The organism is Streptomyces sp. NPDC101490 (assembly GCF_044767145.1).
Taxonomy (GTDB): domain Bacteria; phylum Actinomycetota; class Actinomycetes; order Streptomycetales; family Streptomycetaceae; genus Streptomyces.
In genome coordinates this window covers 286,310-307,936 of sequence record NZ_JBIWNI010000005.1, presented here as the reverse complement: position 1 = coordinate 307,936, position 21,627 = coordinate 286,310, and the positions used below count along the sequence as shown (strand labels likewise).

Below are 21,627 nucleotides of genomic sequence, written 5' to 3'. Positions count from 1 at the left end.
GTCAGAGGACGAAGGCCGGGCTGTCGCCGCCGCCCACCATCGGACGCCCGGCACCGTCCCAGGCGAGCATCCCGCCGTCGATGTTCACCGCGTCGAAGCCCTGCTGGACCAGATACTGCGTGACCTGCGCCGACCGGCCCCCGACCCGGCACATCACATAAGCCCGGCCACGGTCCGCGACCGCCTCCGTCACCTCACCGAACCGGGCGACGAAGCCACTCATCGGCACGTGCAGCGCGCCCTCGACGTGCCCGGCCGCCCACTCGTCGTCCTCCCTGACGTCCAGCACCAGGGCATCGACCGGCACGGAAGCCGCGTCCACCGAGGGCAGCGGGGAGAAATTCATGGGACCGGCCTTCTCTCGTGAGTACCGCCCGAAGAACTCGGACGCACCCGAAAACCTACTGCACCAGCCCCGTCAGCTCGCCCTCACGCTCGGCGACCTGCACGAGCAGCTGCTCGGCGATCTCCTCCAGAAGACGGTCCGGATCGTCCGGCGCCATCCGCAGCATCGCACCGATCGCGCTCTCCTCCAGCTCACGCGCCAGCGCCGACAGCAGATCCTTGCGCTGCGCAAGCCACTCCAGACGCGCGTACAGCTCCTCGCTCTCGCTCAGCCGCTCCTCGGCCGGGGCCGGACCGGCCTCCCACTCGGCCAGCAACTCGCGCAGCAGCACCTCGTCACCACGGGCATAGGCGGCGTTCACCCTGGTGATGAACTCCTCGCGACGCCGGCGCTCGGCCTCCTCACGGGCCAGGTCCGGATGGGCCTTGCGGGCCAGGTCCCGGTAGAGCCTGCGGACCTCGTCACTGGGCCGAACCCGCTTGGGCGGCTGCACCGGACCTTCGGTGAGCATCGCGGCGGCCTCGGGCGACAGACCGTCGGAGTCGATCCAGCCGTGGAACAGCTCCTCCACCCCGGGCATCGGCAGGACCGCCGCCCGCGCCTCCGCGGCCTTCCGCACGTCCTCGGGGTCACCGGTACGGGCAGCCCGCGCCTCCGCGATCCGTGCGTCGAGCTCGTCGAGCCGCGCGTACATCGGACCGAGCTTCTGGTGATGCAGCCGCGAGAAGTTGTCCACCTCGACACGGAAGGTCTCGACAGCGATCTCGAACTCGATCAGCGCCTGCTCGGCCACCCGCACAGCCCGCTCAAGCCGAGCCTCAGGCCGCTCGTCCTGCCCGACCCCGACCCCGGAACGCCCATCCGCCCCGGACGCCGACCCGGCCTCGGCCTCTGACCCGGAAAGCTCGTCCGTCCCGGCCCCGAACCCGCCCTGATCAGCCTGCCCAAGCCCAGCCTCAGCCCCGTCCCCGGACCGTCCGCCTTGCTCGAACCCGGACTCAAACCCGGCCTCGGGCCCGTCAACAGGAGACTGCCCGGCCTCCGGCCGCCCGCCACCGGCCGCCTCGGGGCCCTCGTTCGCACCCTGGTGCACGCTCACGTCCACGCCCGTCCACGTCCTCGTTCCGGCTCGTCCCGGCCCAGCCTACGGGCCTCCGGGGGGCCTCCCCCCTCCCTCCCCCTCCCTCCCCTCTCCCTCCCACCCCTGCCCGCCCCTGCCCGCCCGCACAGCTCCGTCGACGCCGGTCCGGCGCCGGTCCGACGCTGACGGTCAAGCGCCGACCCCCTTCGCCGCTGCCCGGTGTCTCCTTCAGACCACCGCATTCCGGCTGCCGCCTTCAGCGCGCTGCCGCCGTCCCTCCACAGCCGTCCAGCCGCCGTCAACGGCCACCATCGCGCAGCCGCCATCACCCGAGGCTGCCTTCCGAGGGCTTCCTCCGGGCGTCGCCACCCATCGGCCAGGCCACGTCATCGCCAGGCACTCATAAGTCGGGCACTGTCGTCCGGTCGTCACCGGCCAGGCAGCTCAAACAGTCACAGGTCGGGGGCAGGAACCAGGCGGCTCACCCAGACAAACAGCCTCCCTGCGCCACCACCCACCACCCGCCGACCAGGGACCGCCAACCGCAGCCCAAGGGCCCACAGCCCACAGCCCACAGCCCACAGCCCACAGCCCACAGCCCACAGCAGCAGAACGGCATCGGCCGAACGCGGTAAGGGGAACGGCAGCCGGTGGTGGTGCCGGTCAGACGCCCGGTTCCGCCGCTATGCGGCCGGCTCGGACGGCGGTGAGCAGGTCGGCATGGTCGGCCGTGGTGCGGTCGGCGTAGGAGACGGCGAAGGCGGCGACGGCTTCGTCGAACTCCTCGTTCTTGCCGCAGTACCCGGATATCAGGCGCGGGTCCGCGCTGTGGGCATGGGCGCGGGCGAGCAGCGCGCCGGTCATCCGGCCGTAGTCGTCGACCTGGTCCGGCGTGAGCGCGGCGGGGTCGACGCTGCCCTTGCGGTTGCGGAACTGCCGCACCTGGAAAGGACGCCCCTGGACGCTGGTCCAGCCGAGCAGGATGTCGCTGACGACCTGCATCCGCTTCTGCCCGAGGACCACACGACGGCCCTCGTGGCCCGCGTCCGGCACGAAAAAGCCCGCGGTCGGCAGGTGGGGCAGCAGGGCGGACGGTCTTGCCTCCTTCACCTGGAGGACCAGGGGTTCGCCCCGGTGGTCGAGGAGCAGGACGACATAGGAGCGGGTGCCGACGCTGCCGGTGCCGACGACGCGGAAGGCGACGTCGTGGACGGTGTACCGCGCGAGGAGCGGCAGGCGGTCCTCGGACACGGTCTCCAGGTAGGCACCGAGGGAGGCTGCGACGGCCGCGGCCTCGGCGTCGGGGACCCGGCGGAGGACCGGGGGCGCGTCGACGAATCTGCGGCCACCGCCCTCGGCGTCGGTCACGGCTTCCGTGGAGCGGGCCGCGAACCGGGCGCTGGTGTTGTTGCGCGCCTTGGCGGAGACCCGTTCCAGGGTGCCGAGGAGATCGCGGGCGTCGGTGTGGGAGACGAGTTCCTCGTCGGCAATCGCGTTCCAGGCGTCGAGCGCGGGGAGACGGGAGAGGAGACGCATGGTGCGCCGGTAGGCACCCACGGTGTCGAAGGCCGCGGCGCGGCAGACGTCCTCGTCGGCGCCGACCTCCCGTCCGGCGAGGACGAGGGAGGTGGCGAGCCTCTTCAGGTCCCATTCCCAGGGTCCGACGACGGTTTCGTCGAAGTCGTTGAGGTCCATGACGAGTTGGCCCCGCGCGTCACCGTAGAGGCCGAAGTTGGCTGCGTGGGCGTCGCCGCAGAGCTGGGCGGCGATACCGGTGACCGGGGTGTCGGCGAGGTCGTGGGCCATGAGTCCCGCGGAGCCCCTGAGGAAGGTGAAGGGGCTTGCCGCCATGCGGCCGACCCTGATGGGGGCGAGGTCGGGAACACGGCCCAGGTTCGACTCCTCGACGGCACGGACCGCGTCCGGGCGGTCGGCGGCGAGGGCCGGGCGGCTGTGCGCGGAGCGGGGGACGCGGTCGCGGAGTTCCTTGCCCAGAGTTCTGGGGGAGGTGCCACCGGCTGTCCCGCGTCGGGCGAAGCCCGGGACGTGCGGGATACGAGCGCCGTCCCCGCCTCCTGGGGTATCGCGCTGTTCCGGCACCACAGCCTGGATCACGTCCATGGCATGTCCTCCCCCGATGCGAATTCCAACATCATCCGTCGTCGACGTTACCGCCGTGCCTCGGTGGCCGTCTCCCCCTGTGGACAACGCCGAGACGAAGGCGGTGGCAGCCTGTGGACAACCCTGGGAGCGGCCCGTTCCACGCAGCTCACCCCGCCACGGCTCTTCCCGCCGCGCCGCCGTCCGACCGGGACCACAGGACAGGAAGGGACCGCTTCCCCGCCCGGCCACCCACCCGTCGGGAACCGCACCCGCGCCCAGTCCGGGCCGCACCCGGCACCCGTGCCCCACCCGATCCAGGCCCCACACCCGGCACCCGCAGCCTCGCCCGCCCCGGGGCCCGGTCCGGCCACCAAACCCGGCCACCACACCCGGGCACCCTGCACCTGACACCCGGCCCCCGGCACCCGGCACCCGGCACCCGGCCCAAAACCCCCACCGGCCCGTCCCTACAGCCCTACAGCCCCGCGTCCCTGGCGAGGAGGGCGGCCTGGACCCGGTTCTCACAGCTCAGCTTGGACAGGATGCGGCTCACATACGTCTTCACCGTCGCCTCGCTCATGTGCAGCCGCCGTCCCGCGTCCGCGTTGGACAGCCCTTCGCCGAGCAGCGCCAGCACTCCGCGCTCCTTCTCGCTCAAGCCCGCCACCCGCCCCCGGGCCTCCTCGGCGCGGGACGCCTCACGGCTGGAGGCCAGCCGCTCCACCACGTGCCGGGTCGCCGCCGGGGACAGATAGGCGTCCCCCGAGGCAGCCGCCCTCACCGCGCGGATCAGCTCCGCGGGGGCCGTGTCCTTGAGCAGGAACCCCGACCCGCCGTGCTCCAGCGCCCGCAGTACGTTCTCCCGCTCCCCGAAGGTCGTCAGAACGATCACCCGGGCAGTCGGCACCGCCCGGCGCAGCTCGGGCAGTGCCGAGAGCCCGTCGAGCACCGGCATCTGGATGTCGAGCAGCACCACGTCGGCCGCGTGCGCGCGGGCCGCCTCGATCGCCTGCCGTCCGTCGGCGGCCTCGCCGACGACCTCGATCTCCTGGTCCGAGTTGAGGATCATCCTGATCCCGGCCCTGATCAGAGGCTCGTCGTCGGCGATCACGACCCTGATGGGCTGGCCTGCCACAGCTGTTCCCCCACGCTCCGGTACGAGCGGGTCCCGTCCTACCGCGACCCGATCTCGTACGACTTCTTCTCGGTCAGCTTGCCGTCCTTGAAACAGAACCGGAAGACGGGCTCCTTGTTGAAGTCGTCGCTGACCATCGAGGACATGAGCACCAGGCACTCCGCGCCCTCCGGCCGGGCAGGGCCCTTGCCGGAGAGTCCGGCCGTGGTGATCGTGTCGCCCGAGGGCAGCATGTCCCGGACCTCCTTCTCGGACATCCCGACCTTCACGGCGTCGTACTCCTCGGGATCGATCATTCCTTTCTTCATCGAGCCCATCAGGAAGTAGAGGCCGAAGCCCGCCGCGACGACGAGCACCACCACCGCGGCGAACGCTATCCCGCAGCCCAGCGCGACCGAACCGCCCGTGCTTCTGCCCCTGCCCCCATGTATCGCCATAGCGAGCTCCCGCTCCGTGAACGTCCAGTCGGCCGGTCCGACCACGACCGGACGACCATCGCCCGCCAGGGGCCTCGTGGTCTGCTGCCGGAAGTCGTCGGCCGCATCGACCAAAGGCGCCGCTTCGGCGATCGGCGCGGCCCCGTACGGCAGCATTCCCGCGACCCGGAACCCGCCCCCGTCGGCCGGGCCCGCATGGCACATGCCGCCCACCAGGCGCGCCCGCTCCGCGAGGCCGGTCAGACCCTGGCCACCACTCACCACGTCCTTCGACGGGCCTTCCGTGGGCCGTTCGTTGACGACCTCGACGACGAACGTGTCCGGCTCGTAGCGGAGTTCGACACCGATCGGAGTGCCCGGGGCGTACTTGTAGGCGTTCGTCAGCGCCTCCTGAACGATCCTGTACGCGGCATGGTCGGCGGCCGGTTCCAGCGAGCGTGCCTCGCCCGACCGTCTCAGGCCCACCTCGGTCCCGGCCGCCCGTGCCGAGTCGACAAGGCCCTCGATGCCCGCGATGCCCCGCGTGGCCCTGCCGGTCTCGTCCCCGGCCAGCGTGATCACCGCCGCGTCGCCGGAGGCGCCGCTGCCGTCCCGGAGTATTCCGACGACCTCGCGCAGCTCGTGCATCGCCGTCACCGACGCGTTCCGCAGGACACCAACCACCTCGCGCTGCCGGTCACCGAGCTCCCGGTCGACCTCCAGGGCTCCCGTGTGCACGGCGATCAGGGCCAGTTGGTGGCCGAGGCTGTCGTGCATGTCATGCGCGATGCGCTGCCGCTCCCGCTGCCGCGCCTGCCAGACCACCATGGACCGCTCCCGCAGCAGTTGCGCGTTGTGCTCCTGGAGCGCGTGCAGCAGGGTCCGGCGCTGGGTCCAGTAACGGTGCGCGAGGCCCGGCGCCAGGATGGTGCCCAGGTAGAAGAGGGCCGCCATGAAGGCGAGCGTGAGCATCCGCTGCGAGTCCCAGGCGTTCAGGAGCGTCCCGCCGACGTTCAGCACGAAGGCCGCGATGAACGCGGCGAGGGCGCGCCCGGCGCCCACCACGTACCGGCCCGACGACCAGCCCACGACCAGGAGCAGGGGGCCGAGGCCCGGTATGAAGGGCGCGAGGCCCGCGGACACGACCAGGACGCTCGTGGGGAGCCCGCGCCGGGCCAGGCAGAGCACGGCGGAACCGGCGGCGACGGCGGCGAGCCGCCAGCCCTCGCCGCCGAGGATCTCCTCGGTCCCGGCACCGAGCAGCGCGACGACGGCGGCGAGCGCCAGCTCGCCGGTGGTCCTGCGCCCCGACCACTGCCCCGGCACGGCGAACCAGGCCCACGCGGCGGCAAGCGCGTCCACGATCCCGCCACCGCGCCCCGGGCGGGGTCCCCGGCCGGGGCCGGAGCCCCCGCCGAGGCCCGGCCCGGCCGGCTCCCCGCGTGCAGCCACGGCCTCCGGCCCCCGCGAGCCGTGCTTCTCCCATTTCGACATAGCGTCCACGCTCGCACCCTAGGCAGCGGGCCCCGCAGCCGCCTTCCCTCTTTCGTCGCGCCCGGCGGCGACAAAAGTCTCGACGGAGGAGCCCTCCTCCCGCCCGCGAAGGCCGTCGGACACCCCGAGCCGAAGACCCGCGATACGACGATCAGACCGGGCGCCCCGAACCACCCTCAAATATCTCCAACCACCCTCAAAAATCCCGAACTACTCCGAACCACCCGCCCGAACCGCTCTCCCGAACCGCTCTCGTCGGAAGCGCCAGGCCCACGCCCCCTGTTCGCGGACACCGAACCCCGTACCGACGGTCCTTCCCGGTGTACCGCCCCCTTCGCACCCCTCCGCCAACGGCACCGCGCCCACCCCCACGCCGGTGGCCGACGGTGGCCGACAGACACGTCGTACGGGCCTGTACCTTTCCCACGTACGCGTCACTGCGTACATCACGACGTACATCACCACGTACATCACCTGCGGCACGCGTGTCGATCTACCGCGTGCCCTCCACGATGTTCTCGAAGGGCGGGCTGCGTGAAGCGGCGTCGAATATGGGGTACGGCCGCCACGGCGGTCGCGGTGCTGGCCGGGACGCTGGTGTTCCAGGGAGTGAACGGCAGCGGCGAGCCGCCCGCCGGGCAGGACGGCGAAGCGGCCGGTCCGGTGAGCACCCGGGAGCGCACGGCGCAGCTGGCGACGAGCACGGACAGCCGCAGCGCGTCCCTCAAGCAGGGGGACACCGCGCCGTTCAGCATGGTGGGCGTGACCTGGACCGATCCACGCGCGCGCGTGGGCGGCACGGTCGAGGTGCGGACCCGGGCCGCCGGAACCGGGAACTGGTCCGGCTGGCTCCGGCTGGCGGACGACAGCGGCCAGGGCGAGAGCGGTGCCGCCCGAGGTGGCACCGAGCCCGCCTGGGTGGGTCCGTCCGACGGCGTCGAGGTCCGCGTCACCTCGGCCGGGAAGTCCTCGGCGGGGCTGCCCGCGGGGCTGCGCCTGGACATGGTCGACCCCGGCACCGGCGCCGTGAAGGGCATGGCCCCGGCGGCGTTCGCCCTGGAGTCCACCACGGAACCCACCGCCCCGGGCACGGAGTCCACGGCCCCGGCACCGGACGGGACACCGACGACCGGCGCCTCCACCACCGGTTCGCCGTCCACCGGTTCGCCGTCCACCGCGCCGACGACGGGCGCGCCGACGACCACCGCCCCGACGCCGACGACCGGCACGCCTTCCGCGTCGCCCTCGTCCGCCTCGCCGTCCTCGACGACGTCCCCGCCCGTCTCTCCGTCCACGTCGACCTCCCCGTCCACGACGGCGAGCCCGACGCCCACCGCGCCCACCACCGCGCCCCCGAGGCCCTCGACGGCCCCCCGTCCGCCGATCACCTCACGGGCGGGCTGGGGCGCGGACGAGTCGATCAGTCCGGAGGAGCCGGGCTATCTGGCCGGTGGCCGGATCAAGGCGGTCGTGGTCCACCACACCGCCGAGTCCAACGCCTACACCTGCGCCGATGCCCCGAAGGTGGTCCGCGGCATCTACGCGTACCACGTCAAGCAGCTCGGCTGGAAGGACATCGGCTACAACTTCCTCGTCGACAAGTGCGGTGTGGTCTACGAGGGCCGCAAGGGCGGGGTGGACCAGCCCGTCCAGGGCGCCCACGCCTACGGCTTCAACGGCGAGACCACCGGCATCTCCGTCCTGGGCACCTACACCGACGCCGCTCCCTCGCCGGAGGCGATGATCTCGGTCGCCCGGATCGCCGCGTGGAAGCTGGGCCAGTACGGCGTCGATCCGGCGGGCACCACCACTCTCACCGCGGGTGACGCGGGGACCAACTACTTCCGGAAGTCCTGGGCCAAGGGCGCCCAGCTCCCGTTCCCCGTCATCCACGGCCACCGCGACGGCTTCAACACCCAGTGCCCCGGCAACGCCTTCTACGACCAGCTCGGCACCGTCCGCAGCTTTGCCGCAGGGCCCGGCACCGCACCGGCCATCAAGTCGATCACCGGCGCGAACCCGTCCGGCACGACGTACTACACCAAGGCCGCGATCACGGTGAACTGGGCGAACACCACGCCCGCCGCCCTGATCAAGCAGTACGAGCTGCTCGTCGACGGCAAGCCCGTCGGCACCGCCGCGGGGACCGCGACCTCGGCCGGGGCCACGCTGGCGCGCGGCACCCACACCGTGGCCGTACGGGCCACCCACATCTCCGGCAAGCAGATCACCGGCCCGGCGGCGACCGTGATCGCGGAGACCACCGCGCCCACGTTCACCACCAGGCCCACCCTGTCGCTGCGTACCGGGACCGTGAACACCACCGCCGTCCCGGTCACCCTGAGCTGGAAGGCCGCCGACAGCAACGCGCTGAGGGACGTACGGCTGACGGCGCCGCTCGCCGCGGTCTACGGGCCCACCGTCACCAGCGCCGCGCACACCGCCAAGTCCGGCGCCGCGACGGCCTGGAACATGACCGCGTACGACCGGGCGGGCAACACCGCCGCCGCTTCCGTATCGGGCACCCCGGTGATCCTCCAGGAGACGGCGGCCGTCAGGACCGGCACCTGGACGGCCAAATCGTCCACCAGCTACCTCGGCGGCAAGTCCCTCACCAGCTCGGCCAAGAACGCGTCCCTGACGTGGACCTTCACCGGACGGTCGGTGGCCTGGACCGTCTCCCGCGCGGCCACCTCCGGCCAGGCCCATGTCTACGTCGACGGGGTCAAGGCCGCCACGGTCGACCTGAAGTCGTCCACCACCAAGTACCGCGACGCGCTCTGGACCAAAACCTGGGCCGGCAGCGCCAAGCACACCGTGAAGATCGTCGTGGTCGGCACCACCGGACGACCCGCCGTCACCACCGACGGCCTCGTCTACCTCAAGTGACCGGAGGCGTCACCGGTGTCCGGTGACGCCTCTCCTCGACGGCCCGCCGGTCCTCACCCCGGCGGGCCGTCTCCGTTCACGGAGGCGGCCCGCCGACCCCCTGAGTGCTATCTCACAGCGCCGAGCGGGCCGGGCAGCACGGGCGAGCGGGCGGCGGGCGGCGAGCGCCGAGCATGTCCAGCGGCCAAGGCCCACAACGGACCAGCCGGACCCGACGGCCCACTCGAAACGATCGAACCGGTCGAGCAGGTAGAGCCGGCGCCAGACCAGCCGTACAAGAGCAGGGAACGGGGAACGGGGAGCGGGAAGCCGGAAACAGCAGGGCAGAAGCAACACGCACACCCCGGCCGACGAACAAAAACGGGCGACGAACAAAAAGAAGCGGTCGGCATCGTGATCACGATGCCGACCGCTTCATCTGTGCGCGAGGGGGGAGTTGAACCCCCACGCCCTTTCGGGCACTGGAACCTGAATCCAGCGCGTCTGCCTATTCCGCCACCCGCGCATTGGGTGTGCTCCGGGCTCCCTCACCTTTCGGTGTGATCGCCTGGCGACATCTGAAGATTAGCACGTCGCAGGCCGTGGATTCACATCCGTTGTTTCGGCTGGGCTCGCGCAGAACAAGGTGAAGGGGGAGAGGGGGCCACAGTGACGGAGGAGTATCGGAGGAGGAAGCGGACGGACCGTCCCAGGACCTCCCGGAACCACCCCGGAATCACCCCGGAACCCGCCCAGGACCCACCTCCGGACCCGCCCGAACCCACCCGAAGGCCGCCCGGGTACCCCCCGGGACCGCCCGGAGACTTCCGCGGCGGCCGTCCCGGACACCGCCCGGAGGGCCCTCTCGCCGTCCGCCCACAGCCGGGTGCGGGACACTGTCCACAGGCCACCTCTACGATCCCTGGGGAAAGCCTGTGAGAGGTGACACTCGTCCACAGGACGGGGAAGGGGAACCAGCCGATTTCCCGACGCGTGGATACGATCAGTAAGCAGTACCAGGACGACAACGACGGAGGAGGTGCCCCATGGGAGTCATGAAGCGTTTCGAGCAGCGTCTCGAAGGTCTGGTCAACGGCACCTTCGCCAAGGTCTTCAAGTCCGAGGTCCAGCCGGTGGAGATCGCGGGCGCGCTCCAGCGCGAGTGCGACAACAACGCGCAGATCTGGAACCGCGAGCGGACCGTCGTCCCCAACGACTTCATCGTGGAACTGAGCGCGCCGGACTACGAGCGCCTCAGCCCCTACTCGGGCCAGCTCGGCGACGAGCTCGCGGGCCTGGTCAGGGACTACGCGAAGCAGCAGCGGTACACCTTCATGGGGCCGATCAAGGTCAATCTGGAGAAGGCCGAGGACCTCGACACCGGCCTGTACCGCGTCCGCAGCCGCACGCTGGCGTCGAGCACATCCCAGCAGCAGCCTCCCGCGGGCGGACAGCCCTCCCACCAGCCCCACCAGCAGCAGGGCCCGGCGCAGGGCCGCGGCGGCTACGGGTACCCCCCGGCCGCCGCCCCGCCGATGCCCGCGTCCCCGCCCCCCGGCGCCCCCGGCCACCGGCCGTCGGCAGGGCCCCCCGGCCCCGCCGCGCAAGGCGGCGCGGGCGCCCAGACGCGCCGCTGGATCGAGATCAACGGCACCCGCCACCAGATCTCCCGCTCGACCCTGGTCCTCGGCCGCAGCACCGACGCGGACGTGAGGATCGACGATCCCGGCGTCTCCCGCCGGCACTGCGAGATCCGGACCGGAACGCCCTCGACGATCCAGGATCTGGGATCCACCAACGGCATCGTGGTGGACGGGCAGCACACCACCCGCGCTACGCTCCGCGACGGCTCGCGGATCGTCGTGGGCAGCACCACCATCGTTTACCGGCAAGCCGAAGGGTGAAGCGGGGGCAATGTCAGAGCTGACCCTGACGGTCATGCGGTTGGGTTTCCTGGCCGTTCTGTGGCTGTTCGTCATCGTGGCCGTACAGGTCATCCGCAGCGACCTCTTCGGTACGCGGGTCACCCAGCGCGGTTCGCGGCGCCAGGAGGCGCGGCCGCAGCAGCAGGCACGGCAGGCCGCCGCGCCACCGCAGCAGCGCGGCCAGCAGAGCACGGGCGGCGGGCGGCAGCGCCGCGGCGCCCCGACCAAGCTGGTCGTGTCCGAGGGCACCCTCACCGGTACGACCGTCGCCCTCCAGGGCCAGACGATCACGCTGGGCCGGGCGCACGACTCGACGATCGTCCTCGACGACGACTACGCCTCCAGCAGGCACGCCAGGATCTACCCGGACCGGGACGGCCAGTGGATCGTGGAGGACCTCGGGTCCACCAACGGCACGTATCTCGACCGGAGCCGTCTCACCACCGCGACCCCGATTCCGCTGGGCGCGCCGATCCGCATCGGCAAGACCGTCATCGAGCTGCGGAAGTAGTGCTACACCATGAATAGGCGGCAGCCGAGCGAGCGAGTCGGGACGGGCCCCTCCGGAGGCCGTTCCGCGCTCCTGACCGGAGCGACCGAAACGCCCGGGACTACCGGAGCGACTGGAGCGACCGGCGTGACCGGATCGACCGGAGGGTGGGCAGTGTGGGTCGAGACCGGCTGTACCCCGATGCAGCTTCCACAGGGCAGGTGCGCATGAGTCTGTCCCTGCGATTCGCCGCGGGCTCGCACAAGGGCATGATCCGCGAGGGGAACGAGGACTCGGGCTACGCCGGGCCCCGGCTCCTCGCCATCGCCGACGGCATGGGCGGCCAGGCCGCCGGTGAGGTCGCCTCCTCCGAGGTGATCTCCACGCTCGTCACCCTCGACGACGACGTCCCGGGCTCCGACATCCTCACCTCGCTGGGCACGGCGGTGCAGCGCGCCAACGACCAGCTCCGGATGATGGTCGAGGAGGACCCGCAGCTGGAGGGCATGGGCACCACGCTCACCGCCCTGCTGTGGACCGGCCAGCGGCTCGGTCTGGTGCACGTCGGCGACTCGCGCGCGTATCTGCTCCGCGACGGTCTGCTGACCCAGATCACCCAGGACCACACCTGGGTGCAGCGGCTGGTCGACGAGGGCCGGATCACCGAGGAGGAGGCGACGACCCACCCGCAGCGTTCGCTCCTCATGCGGGCGCTCGGCAGCGGCGACCACGTCGAGCCCGATCTGTCGATCCGTGAGGTCAGGGCAGGCGACCGCTATCTGATCTGCTCGGACGGTCTGTCGGGCGTCGTCTCGCACCAGACCCTCGAAGACACCCTCGCCAGCTACCAGGGTCCGCAGGAGACCGTGCAGGAGCTGATCCAGCTCGCGCTGCGCGGCGGCGGCCCCGACAACATCACGGTGATCGTCGCGGACGTCCTGGACGTCGACGGCGGCGACACCCTCGCCGGTCACCTCAGCGACACCCCAGTCATCGTGGGCGCGGTCGCCGAGAACCAGGCACAGCTGAACGACGGCGGGGCGATGCAGACCCCGGCGGGCCGCGCCTCCGGGCTGGGCCGCCGTGCCCCGCACCAGCAGCCGCCCGCCGGCGGTTTCGGCCCGCCCGGCAGCGGCGACGGCCACGGCTACGGCGGGATGCCCCCGCAGGGCTCCTTCGAGTCGTACGCGGACGACGACTTCGTGAAGCCGCGGACCGGCCGCAAGTGGCTGCTGCGCTCCTTCTTCCTGGTCCTGGTGCTGGCGCTCGTCGGAGGCGGTCTCTACGGCGGCTGGCGCTGGACGCAGACCCAGTACTTCGTCGGGTCCAAGGACCAGCACGTGGCGCTCTACCAGGGCATCAGCCAGGACCTGGCGTGGGTCTCGCTGTCGAAGGTCGAGAAGGACCACCCCGAGATCGAACTCAAGTACCTCCCCGCCTACCAGCGGAAGCAGGTCGAGGACACGATCACCGGCGGCAGCCTCGGCAAGGCCGAGACGAAGATCTCCGAGCTGGCCCTCCAGGCCTCGGCCTGCAAGAAGACCGAGCAGCGCCGGGACGCCGCCGAGAAGGCCGCCGACCGGGCCGCCCCCACGCCGAAGCCGGACGCCACCGGCACCCCCGAATCCAAGCCCACCACAGCCGCTCCGTCGCCGGGTCCCTCGCTCACCGCTGAGGAGCAGAAGCTGGCCTCGAACTGCGGCAAGCAGTAAGCACCCGTAGGGGGCCTTTCACCACCATGAGCGTTGTCACCAACACGACCACGATCGGCGCGATCGAGGCACCGAGCCGCCGCAACACCGAGCTGGCACTGCTCGCGTTCGCCGTCGTCATCCCGGTGTTCGCGTACCTCAACGTGGGCCTGGCGATCGACGGCAAGGTCCCGGCAGGAATGCTCGGGTACGGGCTCGGCCTGGCCCTGCTCGCCGGTGTCGCGCACCTGGTGGTGCGGAAGTGGGCGCCGTACGCGGACCCGCTGCTGCTGCCGCTGGCGACCCTGCTCAACGGCATGGGCCTGGTGCTGATCTGGCGCCTCGACCAGTCGCCGCGGCTGATCGCCACCTCCATGCGCCGGTACGGCACGTTCAGCCCGGACGCCCCGAGTCAGATGATGTACTCGGCGATCGGCATCGCCATGTTCGTGGGCGTGCTGCTGCTCCTGAAGGACCACCGCGTCCTCCAGCGCTACACGTACATCTCGATGGCGGTCTCGCTCGTCCTGCTGCTGCTGCCGCTCGTACCCGGTCTCGGCGCGGACGTCTTCGGCGCCAAGATCTGGATCCGCGTGGGCGGCTTCTCCATCCAGCCCGGTGAGTTCGCCAAGCTGGTCCTCGCGGTGTTCTTCTCCGGCTACCTGATGGTGAAGCGGGACGCGCTGGCCCTGGCCAGCCGCCGCTTCATGGGGCTCTACCTGCCGCGCGGCCGTGACCTCGGCCCGATCCTGACGATCTGGGCGGTCAGCCTCCTCATCCTGGTCTTCGAGAACGACCTCGGCACCTCGCTGCTGTTCTTCGGCATGTTCGTGATCATGCTGTACGTGGCGACGGAGCGGACCAGCTGGATCGTCATGGGTCTGCTGATGGCGGCGGGCGGAGCGGTCCTCGTCAGCTCGTTCGCCAGCCACGTCCAGTCCCGCGTGGCCGCCTGGCTCGACCCCTTCGGCTGTCTGGAGACGGCCACCGACCAGAACATGCTGAACGCCTGCGACCAGATGACGCAGGTCCTGATGTCCTTCGGCTCCGGCGGCATCCTCGGGACCGGTCTCGGCCAGGGCAACTCCGACCTCATCAGCTTCGCCGCGAACTCCGACTTCATCTTCGCCACCGTCGGCGAGGAACTCGGACTCACCGGTGTGATGGTCTTCCTGCTCCTCTACGGGCTGATCATCGAGCGCGGTGTCCGCACCGCCCTCGCCGCCCGCGACCCCTTCGGCAAGCTGCTCGCGATGGGCCTCTCCGGCGCCTTCGCGCTCCAGATCTTCGTCGTCGCCGGCGGTGTGATGGGCCTCATCCCGCTCACCGGCATGACGATGCCGTTCCTCGCGTACGGCGGCTCCTCCGTGATCGCCAACTGGGCCCTGATCGGCATCCTGATCCGGATCAGCGACACCGCACGGCGCCCCGCGCCCGCGCCCGCCCCGTCCCCCGACGCCGAGATGACCCAGGTGGTCCGTCCGTGAACAAACCGCTGCGCCGGGTCGCGATCTTCTGCGGCCTGCTGGTCCTCGCCCTGCTCCTGCGCGACAACTGGCTCCAGTTCGTCCGCGCCGACGAGCTGAACGCGCATCCCAAGAACACCCGGGTCCGGATCGAGCGTTACGCGAACGAGCGCGGCAACATCATCGTCGACGGCAAACCGATCACCGGCTCCGTGGATTCCAAAGACCCGTACTACAGGTTCAAGCGCACCTACACCGACGGCCCCATGTGGGCCCCGGTGACCGGCTTCGCCTCGCAGGCGTACGACGCCAACCAGATCGAGAAGATCGAGGACGGCATCCTCACCGGCAACGACGACCGGCTCTTCTTCGACCGCACCCTCGCCATGTTCACCGGCGAGAAGAAGAAGGGCGGCGACGTCGTCACCACCCTCAACGGTGCCGCGCAGAAGGCCGCCTTCGAGGGGCTCGGCAAGAAGACCGGCGCCGTCGTCGCCATCGACCCGAAGACCGGCAAGATCCTCGCGATGGCGTCCACCCCCTCGTACGACCCCTCCGCCTTCGCCGGCTACTCCGGCAAGGACGAGAACGCCTGGGTGGCGCTGGAGAAGGACAAGAACAAGCCGAAGCTGAACCGCGCGATCCGCGAGATCTACCCGCCCGGTTCCGTCTTCAAGGTCGTCACCGCCGCCGCCGCCCTGGAGAACGGCAAGGTCACCGACATCAACGCGGCGACCGACACCCCCGAGGGCTGGAAGATCCCCCTCTCCAACAGGGAGATGGTCAACCACTCCGGCGGCTGCGCCGACGCCAGCCTCAACCGTGCCCTCGAAGTCTCCTGCAACTCGGTCTTCGCGAAGCTCGGCGACGACGTCGGCCGCGACAAGATGGTCGAGATGGCCGAGAAGTTCGGCTTCAACGCCGAGCAGTTCACCCCGGTCCGCTCCTCCTCCTCGGTCTACGACAAGAAGGCCGACCGCGGTGGGAACGCGCTCTCGTCGATCGGCCAGTTCAACACCGCGACCACCCCGCTCCAGATGGCGATGGTCACGGCGGCCATCGCCAACGACGGCAAGCTGATGCAGCCGTACATGATCGACCAGCTGCGCGCCCCGAACCTCGACGTCATCAAGCAGACCGAGCCGAAGGAGATGAGCCGCCCGGTCTCGCCGCAGAACGCCCAGCTCCTCCAGCAGATGATGGAGAACGTCGTCACCAAGGGCACCGGCGGCAAAGCCGACCTGAAGATGGACGGCGTGAAGGTCGGCGGCAAGACGGGTACGGCCCAGCACGGCGAGAAGAACGCGAAGCGCCCGTACGCGTGGTTCATCTCGTACGCGAAGACCGCCGAGGGCTCCCCCGTCGCGGTCGCCGTCATCGTCGAGGACTCCCAGGGCACCAGCCGCGAGGACATCAGCGGTGGCGGTCTGGCCGCCCCGATCGCGAAGGCCGTCATGAAGGCGGTCCTGAAGACCCGGGGCTGATCGCGCCCATGTACCGGTCGGGTATCAGGTACCGGTCCCCGGCGGAAGGTCCGCCCGGGGCCGGTAGCGTATGCGCGAACAGCACACACCGCCGGACCACCCCAGGGTGCGGTCGGGACAGACGGAGAGGGCTGGATTAGCTATGGAAGAGCCGCGTCGCCTCGGCGGCCGGTACGAGCTGGGCTCGGTGCTCGGCCGCGGTGGCATGGCCGAGGTGTACCTCGGTCAGGACACCCGGCTCGGCCGCACCGTCGCCGTGAAGACGCTGCGGGCCGACCTGGCCCGCGACCCGTCCTTCCAGGCCCGGTTCCGCCGTGAGGCACAGTCCGCCGCCTCGCTGAACCATCCGGCGATCGTCGCGGTCTACGACACCGGCGAGGACTACGTCGACGGGGTCTCCATCCCGTACATCGTGATGGAGTACGTCGACGGGTCGACCCTGCGCGAGCTGCTGCACTCCGGGCGGAAGCTGCTGCCCGAGCGCACCCTCGAAATGACGGTCGGCATCCTCCAGGCGCTGGAGTACTCGCACCGCGCGGGCATCGTGCACCGTGACATCAAGCCGGCGAACGTCATGCTGACGCGCACCGGCCAGGTCAAGGTCATGGACTTCGGCATCGCGCGCGCCATGGGCGACGCGGGCATGACGATGACGCAGACCGCCGCGGTGATCGGCACCGCCCAGTACCTCTCCCCCGAGCAGGCCAAGGGCGAGCAGGTCGACGCCCGGTCCGACCTCTACTCCGCGGGCTGTCTGCTCTACGAGCTGCTCAGCGTCCGGCCCCCGTTCATCGGCGACTCCCCGGTCGCGGTCGCGTACCAGCACGTCCGCGAGGAGCCGCAGCCGCCGAGCAACTTCGACCCCGAGATCACGCCCGAGATGGACGCCATCGTCCTCAAGGCACTGGTCAAGGACCCCGACTACCGCTACCAGTCCGCCGACGAGATGCGCGCGGACATCGAGGCGTGCCTCGACGGGCAGCCGGTCGCGGCGGCCGCCGCGATGGGCATGGGAATGGGCATGGCGGGCACGCCCCCGTACGGCGGGGGCTACGGCGGATACCCGCCGGAGGACCAGCCGACGACGGCACTGCGCCAGGCCGACCCGGCGGGCCAGACGTCGATGATGCCCCCGATCGGCCCGGACGACGGCGGTTACGGCGGTCATGGTGGCTACGGCGGTTACGACGACCGGCCGGACCGGCGCCGGGGCGGCCCGAAGAAGTCGAACACGTCGACGATCTTCCTGGCGCTCGCGGGTGTCCTGGTACTGGTCGGCGCGATCTTCATCGGCGTCTCCCTGTTCGACAAGAACGACCGCCCCCAGCAGCTCACCGTGCCGCAGCTGGTCGGCCAGACCATGGCCCAGGCGAAGAGCGCCGAGCCCAACGCCAGGGTGAAGGTCGTCGAGGCCGGCACCGAGCGCTGCGACCAGCCCAAGGGCGCCATCTGCCGGCAGAACCCGGCCGCGGACGGCACCGCGAAGATGGACGTCGACGGCACGATCCAGGTGTACGTCTCCGAGGGCGCGCCCCTCCTGGAGGTCCCGGACGTCGTCGAGCAGTCGCAGGCGCGGGCCGAGGAGTCGCTGAAGGCCAAGGGCTTCAAGGTGAAGGTCGAGCAGGAGGAGTCCGACGAGGAGCCCGGCTCGGTCCTGCGCCAGAACCCCGACGGCGGCACCAAGGCGGAGAAGAACTCCGAGGTGACGATCACCGTCTCGAAGCAGAAGCAGAAGACGGTCCCGCTGGTGGTCGGCAACCCGCTGTCGCAGGCGGAGCAGCAGCTCAAGGGGCTGGGCTTCACCGTGGTCACGGAGTACGTCGACAGCGAGAAGCCCAAGGACGAGGTCCTGAGCCAGTCCCCGGAGGGGAACACGCCGGCAGCCCAGAACTCCGAGGTCAAGCTCCGGGTCTCGAAGGGGCCGCAGCAGACGCAGGTCCAGATCCCCGGTGACATCGGCGGCAAGAAGTTCAAGGACGTCAAGCAGCAGCTGGAGGACCTGGGTCTGGTCGTCCAGCAGCAGGGGTCGACCGACGAGAACGCCATGGTGATCAACTCGATGCCGGGTGCGGGCCAGATGGCCAACACCGGTGACACGGTGACCGTGTTCACCCTCGGCGGGAACGGGAACGGGAACGGCGGCGACAGCGGCAACGGGGACAACCCCGGTGACGGCGGCTGGTTCGGCTGACGCCCGTGAGGGTGACGGCGTGAGGTGAGGGAGGGTCCCGGTGTCCGTCAGGACGCCGGGACCCTACCCTCATGTCCTGCCCCGGTCCGGGCGGCCCCGCCCGGCCACCGAGCCGCCGGGCCGCCCGGAAGCAGATCGCCGGGGAGCGAGCCGCCGGGGACCGGATCGGCGGGTGACCGGATCATCAGGTCAGCGGAGTTCGGCCGGAGGGGTGCGGTCGCGGTCGACCTTCTCCGTGCGCTCCAGCTCGCCCCAGACGATGTACCGGTAGTCGGAGGTGTACATCGGGGTGCAGGTGGTGAGGGTGATGTACCGGCCGGGCTTGGTCTTCCCGGACTCGCGGGGCACCGGCTGGAGGACGTCCACGTTGTACTTCGTGGTCTCCGGCAGGGTCTTGTAGACCTTGTAGACGAACCAGGTGTCCCTGGTCTCGAAGACGATCGGGTCGCCGTCCTTCAACTTGTGGATGTTGTGGAACTTGGCGCCGTGTCCGTCGCGGTGGGCGGCGAGCGTGAAGTTGCCGCGCTTGTCCTGCGGGAGCGCGGACTTGACGGGGTCGGTGTAGTACCCGGCGACGCCGTGGTTGAGGACGTCGCTGCCGGTGCCTCGTTTGACCAGGACCTCACCGTTCTTCATGGCGGGCACGTGGAGGAAGCCGATGCCGTCCTTGGTGTCGAGCGCCCCGGGTCCGTCGGCCCAGCTGTCGCGGACCTGGGCGCCGTCCTGGTCGGCGGCGCGGTCGGCGAGGACGTTGGTCCACCACAGGGAGTAGACGACGAAGAGGCCGAGCACCACGCCCGCCGTGATGAGGAGTTCGCCGAAGACGCTGATGATCCCGGCGATCCGGTTGCGCGCGCGTGCCACTAGGTCGTCCCGTCGTCCCGTACGGAGGAGATGTGCGGTCTCAGCCTACGAGCGCCGGGGGCTTGCCCTTGCTCCTCGGGCGCTCCTCGACCAGCTTGCCCCACACGATCATGCGGTACGTGCTGGTGAACTCGGGGGTGCAGGTGGTCAGCGTGATGTACCGGCCGGGCCCGGTGAAGCCCGAGGCCTTCGGCACGGGGTCGATGACGGCGACGTTCGAGGGCGAGGTCTGCGGGAGGATGCTCGCCATCTCGTAGGTGTAGTACGTGTTCCGGGTCTCGACGACGATGGGGTCGCCGGGCTTCAGCCGGTTGATGTACCGGAAGGGTTCGCCGTGGGTGTTGCGGTGGCCCGCGACGGCGAAGTTGCCCTGCTTGTCGGAGGGCATGGCGGTCTTGAGGCCGCCCTCGGCGTAGTGGCCGACCATGCCCTTGTCGAGGACCTTGGCCTTGTCGATGCCCTCGGCGACGGGGACGACGACGTCCAGCTTGGGGATGTACATGATGGCGAAGCCCTGGCCGGGTTCGAAGGCGTCCGGTTCGGCGGCCCCTTCGCCGCCCCTGGACCAGGTGTCCTCGATCTGCTCCTTGGCCCGGTCGGTCTCCTGCCCGGCGAGGACGTTGGTCCACCACAGCTGGTAGGTGACGAAGAGCAGCATGACGACGCCGAAGGTGATGAACAGTTCGCCGACGACCCGGCTGGCGACGACGCCGACGCTCTCCTTGGCGGCGCGGGCGGCGCGGCGGGCCTCGACCCGGGAGAGGGGACGCCCGGGGGCGGCGGCCGGAGCCCCGGCCGGGGGGCGGTTCTCGGGGGGTCCGGTCCTGCGGTTCCTGGAGCGGCCTCCCTTGGCGGCCCGGCGCCGCTCGGCGCGACCGGGCCCGGGAAGGGGCTCCACGGCCCGCAGGGGCGCCGTGGCGTCGAGCGGGACCCGGGAGGGCTCGGGCACCTCGGGCGCCTCGTACGGGGGCGCGTAGGGCTGCTCGTAGGGGTTCCCGTAGGGAGCCTCGGGTGCGGGGGCTTCGCCGTAGCCCCGCGCGGGCACTTCGCCGTAGCCCCGGGGGGGCGGCTGCGGGGGTGCTTCTCCGTACCCCTGCGGGGGTGTGTGGCCGTGGTCCGGTGCGGGGTGCTGCCCGTAGCCGGGCGCGGGTGACCCGTAGGGGTCCGGGGGTATCGGCTCGGGGCCGGGCTCGTTCGTCGCCCGGAACCACGGAGAGCCCGTCGTCACGCGACGGCCTTGCCCACCACCGGCGCGAGCCCCGCCGACCGCTCGACCGCCCCCGTGTCGCCGCACTGTTCCAGCCAGTTGGCCAGCATCAGGTGTCCGTGCTCGGTGAGGACGGACTCCGGGTGGAACTGGACCCCTTCGACGGCCAGTTCGCGGTGGCGGAGGCCCATGATGATGCCGTCCTCGGTCCGCGCGGTGACTTCGAGCTCGGCGGGGAGGGCGGTCGGTTCGGCGGCCAGCGAGTGGTAGCGGGTCGCGGTGAACGGCGACGGCAGTCCGGTGAAGACGCCCCGGCCCTCGTGGACGACGGGGGAGGTCTTGCCGTGCAGCAGCTCGGGGGCCCGGTCGACGACCCCGCCGTACGCGACGGCCATCGACTGCATCCCGAGGCAGACGCCGAAGACGGGCACCCCGGTGTCCGCGCAGTGCCGGACCATGTCGACGCAGATGCCGGCCTGTTCGGGCGCGCCGGGTCCCGGCGAGAGCAGGACGCCGTCGAAGCCGTCCTGGGCGTGGCTCAGCGCGACCTCGTCGTTGCGCAGGACCTCGCACTCGGCGCCGAGCTGGTACAGGTACTGGACGAGGTTGAAGACGAAGCTGTCGTAGTTGTCGACGACGAGAATGCGCGCGTTCACTGGCCGTCCACCGTCACATCGTTGAACGGAAGCAGCGGCTCCGCCCAGGGGAACACGTACTGGAAGAGGGCGTAGACGATCGCGAGGACCAGCACGACCGAGAGCAGCGCCCGCACCCACGCGTTGCCCGGCAGATGCCGCCAGATCCAGCCGTACATGACGTCGACCGCCCCTTCCGTTCGTTACGGGCACCAGAGTACGGGGCGAGGG

At 70.9% G+C, this 21,627-nt stretch carries 16 protein-coding genes and 1 tRNA gene; 7 read left to right on the top strand and 10 right to left on the bottom strand.

The features are described from left to right. Position 1 precedes the first annotated feature (1 nt). From ACIRQY_RS14470 to ACIRQY_RS14450, 5 genes are all read right to left on the bottom strand, one after another. Entirely contained in the window at positions 2-346 is a 345-nt protein-coding gene (locus tag ACIRQY_RS14470) for a rhodanese-like domain-containing protein (protein ID WP_351783383.1), read from the bottom strand. A 55-nt stretch (positions 347-401) separates the two neighbouring features. Then, positions 402-1,439 (bottom strand): hypothetical protein, encoded by a 1,038-nt coding sequence (locus tag ACIRQY_RS14465; protein ID WP_403925363.1) that lies wholly within the window; start codon positions 1,437-1,439, stop codon positions 402-404. A gap of 651 nt (positions 1,440-2,090) precedes the next feature. Beyond that, on the bottom strand, positions 2,091-3,548 hold the full coding sequence (locus ACIRQY_RS14460) for a DUF2252 domain-containing protein (protein WP_403925167.1): 1,458 nt from the start codon (positions 3,546-3,548) through the stop codon (positions 2,091-2,093). Positions 3,549-4,005: 457 nt separating this feature from the next. Continuing rightward, positions 4,006-4,665 carry a response regulator transcription factor gene (locus ACIRQY_RS14455; RefSeq protein ID WP_351783377.1) on the bottom strand — a complete coding sequence of 220 codons (660 nt, stop codon included), beginning with the start codon at positions 4,663-4,665 and terminating at the stop codon, positions 4,006-4,008. A gap of 38 nt (positions 4,666-4,703) precedes the next feature. Further along, positions 4,704-6,443, bottom strand: coding sequence for a sensor histidine kinase (locus ACIRQY_RS14450; protein WP_403925163.1), 1,740 nt, complete (start codon positions 6,441-6,443; stop codon positions 4,704-4,706). Positions 6,444-7,157: 714 nt separating this feature from the next. Between ACIRQY_RS14450 and ACIRQY_RS14445 the strand changes: the two genes are divergently transcribed. Next, positions 7,158-9,464, top strand: a complete 2,307-nt coding sequence (locus ACIRQY_RS14445) for a peptidoglycan recognition protein (protein WP_403925360.1) — start codon at positions 7,158-7,160, stop codon at positions 9,462-9,464. 421 nt (positions 9,465-9,885) lie between these two features. On the opposite strand, the gene ACIRQY_RS14440 is transcribed toward ACIRQY_RS14445, so the two are convergent. Next, positions 9,886-9,969: transfer RNA gene (locus ACIRQY_RS14440), tRNA-Leu, on the bottom strand. A gap of 520 nt (positions 9,970-10,489) precedes the next feature. Here ACIRQY_RS14440 and ACIRQY_RS14435 point away from each other — a divergent pair. From ACIRQY_RS14435 to pknB, 6 genes are all read left to right on the top strand, one after another. Next, positions 10,490-11,347, top strand: a complete 858-nt coding sequence (locus ACIRQY_RS14435) for an FhaA domain-containing protein (protein ID WP_403925160.1) — start codon at positions 10,490-10,492, stop codon at positions 11,345-11,347. Between the two features lie 10 nt (positions 11,348-11,357). Next, the gene (locus ACIRQY_RS14430) at positions 11,358-11,879 is read left to right on the top strand and encodes an FHA domain-containing protein (RefSeq protein ID WP_351783371.1); all 522 of its coding nucleotides are present in this window, start codon (positions 11,358-11,360) and stop codon (positions 11,877-11,879) included. 206 nt (positions 11,880-12,085) lie between these two features. Beyond that, on the top strand, positions 12,086-13,570 hold the full coding sequence (locus ACIRQY_RS14425; RefSeq protein WP_351783369.1) for a Stp1/IreP family PP2C-type Ser/Thr phosphatase: 1,485 nt from the start codon (positions 12,086-12,088) through the stop codon (positions 13,568-13,570). 26 nt (positions 13,571-13,596) lie between these two features. Further along, positions 13,597-15,036, top strand: a complete 1,440-nt coding sequence (locus ACIRQY_RS14420) for an FtsW/RodA/SpoVE family cell cycle protein (RefSeq protein WP_351783367.1) — start codon at positions 13,597-13,599, stop codon at positions 15,034-15,036. Continuing rightward, positions 15,033-16,499: a peptidoglycan D,D-transpeptidase FtsI family protein gene (locus ACIRQY_RS14415; RefSeq protein ID WP_403925155.1), complete on the top strand. Its 1,467-nt coding sequence runs from the start codon at positions 15,033-15,035 to the stop codon at positions 16,497-16,499. The genes ACIRQY_RS14420 and ACIRQY_RS14415 overlap by 4 nt, the downstream gene beginning before the upstream one ends. Positions 16,500-16,641: 142 nt before the next feature. Continuing rightward, complete coding sequence (pknB, locus tag ACIRQY_RS14410) at positions 16,642-18,690, top strand: Stk1 family PASTA domain-containing Ser/Thr kinase (protein WP_403925153.1); 2,049 nt, start codon at positions 16,642-16,644, stop codon at positions 18,688-18,690. A 189-nt stretch (positions 18,691-18,879) separates the two neighbouring features. On the opposite strand, the gene ACIRQY_RS14405 is transcribed toward pknB, so the two are convergent. The 4 genes from ACIRQY_RS14405 to ACIRQY_RS14390 are packed head-to-tail and all read right to left on the bottom strand — an operon-like array spanning position 18,880 to position 21,575. Beyond that, positions 18,880-19,554, bottom strand: a complete 675-nt coding sequence (locus ACIRQY_RS14405) for a class E sortase (protein WP_351783362.1) — start codon at positions 19,552-19,554, stop codon at positions 18,880-18,882. Positions 19,555-19,594: 40 nt separating this feature from the next. Next, positions 19,595-20,782 (bottom strand): class E sortase, encoded by a 1,188-nt coding sequence (locus ACIRQY_RS14400; protein ID WP_403925150.1) that lies wholly within the window; start codon positions 20,780-20,782, stop codon positions 19,595-19,597. Next, positions 20,779-21,417, bottom strand: coding sequence for an aminodeoxychorismate/anthranilate synthase component II (locus ACIRQY_RS14395; protein WP_351783358.1), 639 nt, complete (start codon positions 21,415-21,417; stop codon positions 20,779-20,781). The genes ACIRQY_RS14400 and ACIRQY_RS14395 overlap by 4 nt, the downstream gene beginning before the upstream one ends. After that, positions 21,414-21,575, bottom strand: a complete 162-nt coding sequence (locus ACIRQY_RS14390) for a hypothetical protein (RefSeq protein WP_351783356.1) — start codon at positions 21,573-21,575, stop codon at positions 21,414-21,416. Before ACIRQY_RS14390 ends, ACIRQY_RS14395 begins: the two co-directional genes overlap by 4 nt. Positions 21,576-21,627 lie beyond the last annotated feature (52 nt).

Coding starts and splice junctions, on each gene's coding strand:
- ACIRQY_RS14470 (WP_351783383.1), bottom strand. CDS start 346: ATGAATTTCTCCCCGCTGCCCTCGGTGGACGCGGCTTCCGTGCCGGTC.
- ACIRQY_RS14460 (WP_403925167.1), bottom strand. CDS start 3,548: ATGGACGTGATCCAGGCTGTGGTGCCGGAACAGCGCGATACCCCAGGA.
- ACIRQY_RS14435 (WP_403925160.1), top strand. CDS start 10,490: ATGGGAGTCATGAAGCGTTTCGAGCAGCGTCTCGAAGGTCTGGTCAAC.
- ACIRQY_RS14430 (WP_351783371.1), top strand. CDS start 11,358: ATGTCAGAGCTGACCCTGACGGTCATGCGGTTGGGTTTCCTGGCCGTT.
- ACIRQY_RS14425 (WP_351783369.1), top strand. CDS start 12,086: ATGAGTCTGTCCCTGCGATTCGCCGCGGGCTCGCACAAGGGCATGATC.
- ACIRQY_RS14420 (WP_351783367.1), top strand. CDS start 13,597: ATGAGCGTTGTCACCAACACGACCACGATCGGCGCGATCGAGGCACCG.
- pknB (WP_403925153.1), top strand. CDS start 16,642: ATGGAAGAGCCGCGTCGCCTCGGCGGCCGGTACGAGCTGGGCTCGGTG.
- ACIRQY_RS14390 (WP_351783356.1), bottom strand. CDS start 21,575: ATGTACGGCTGGATCTGGCGGCATCTGCCGGGCAACGCGTGGGTGCGG.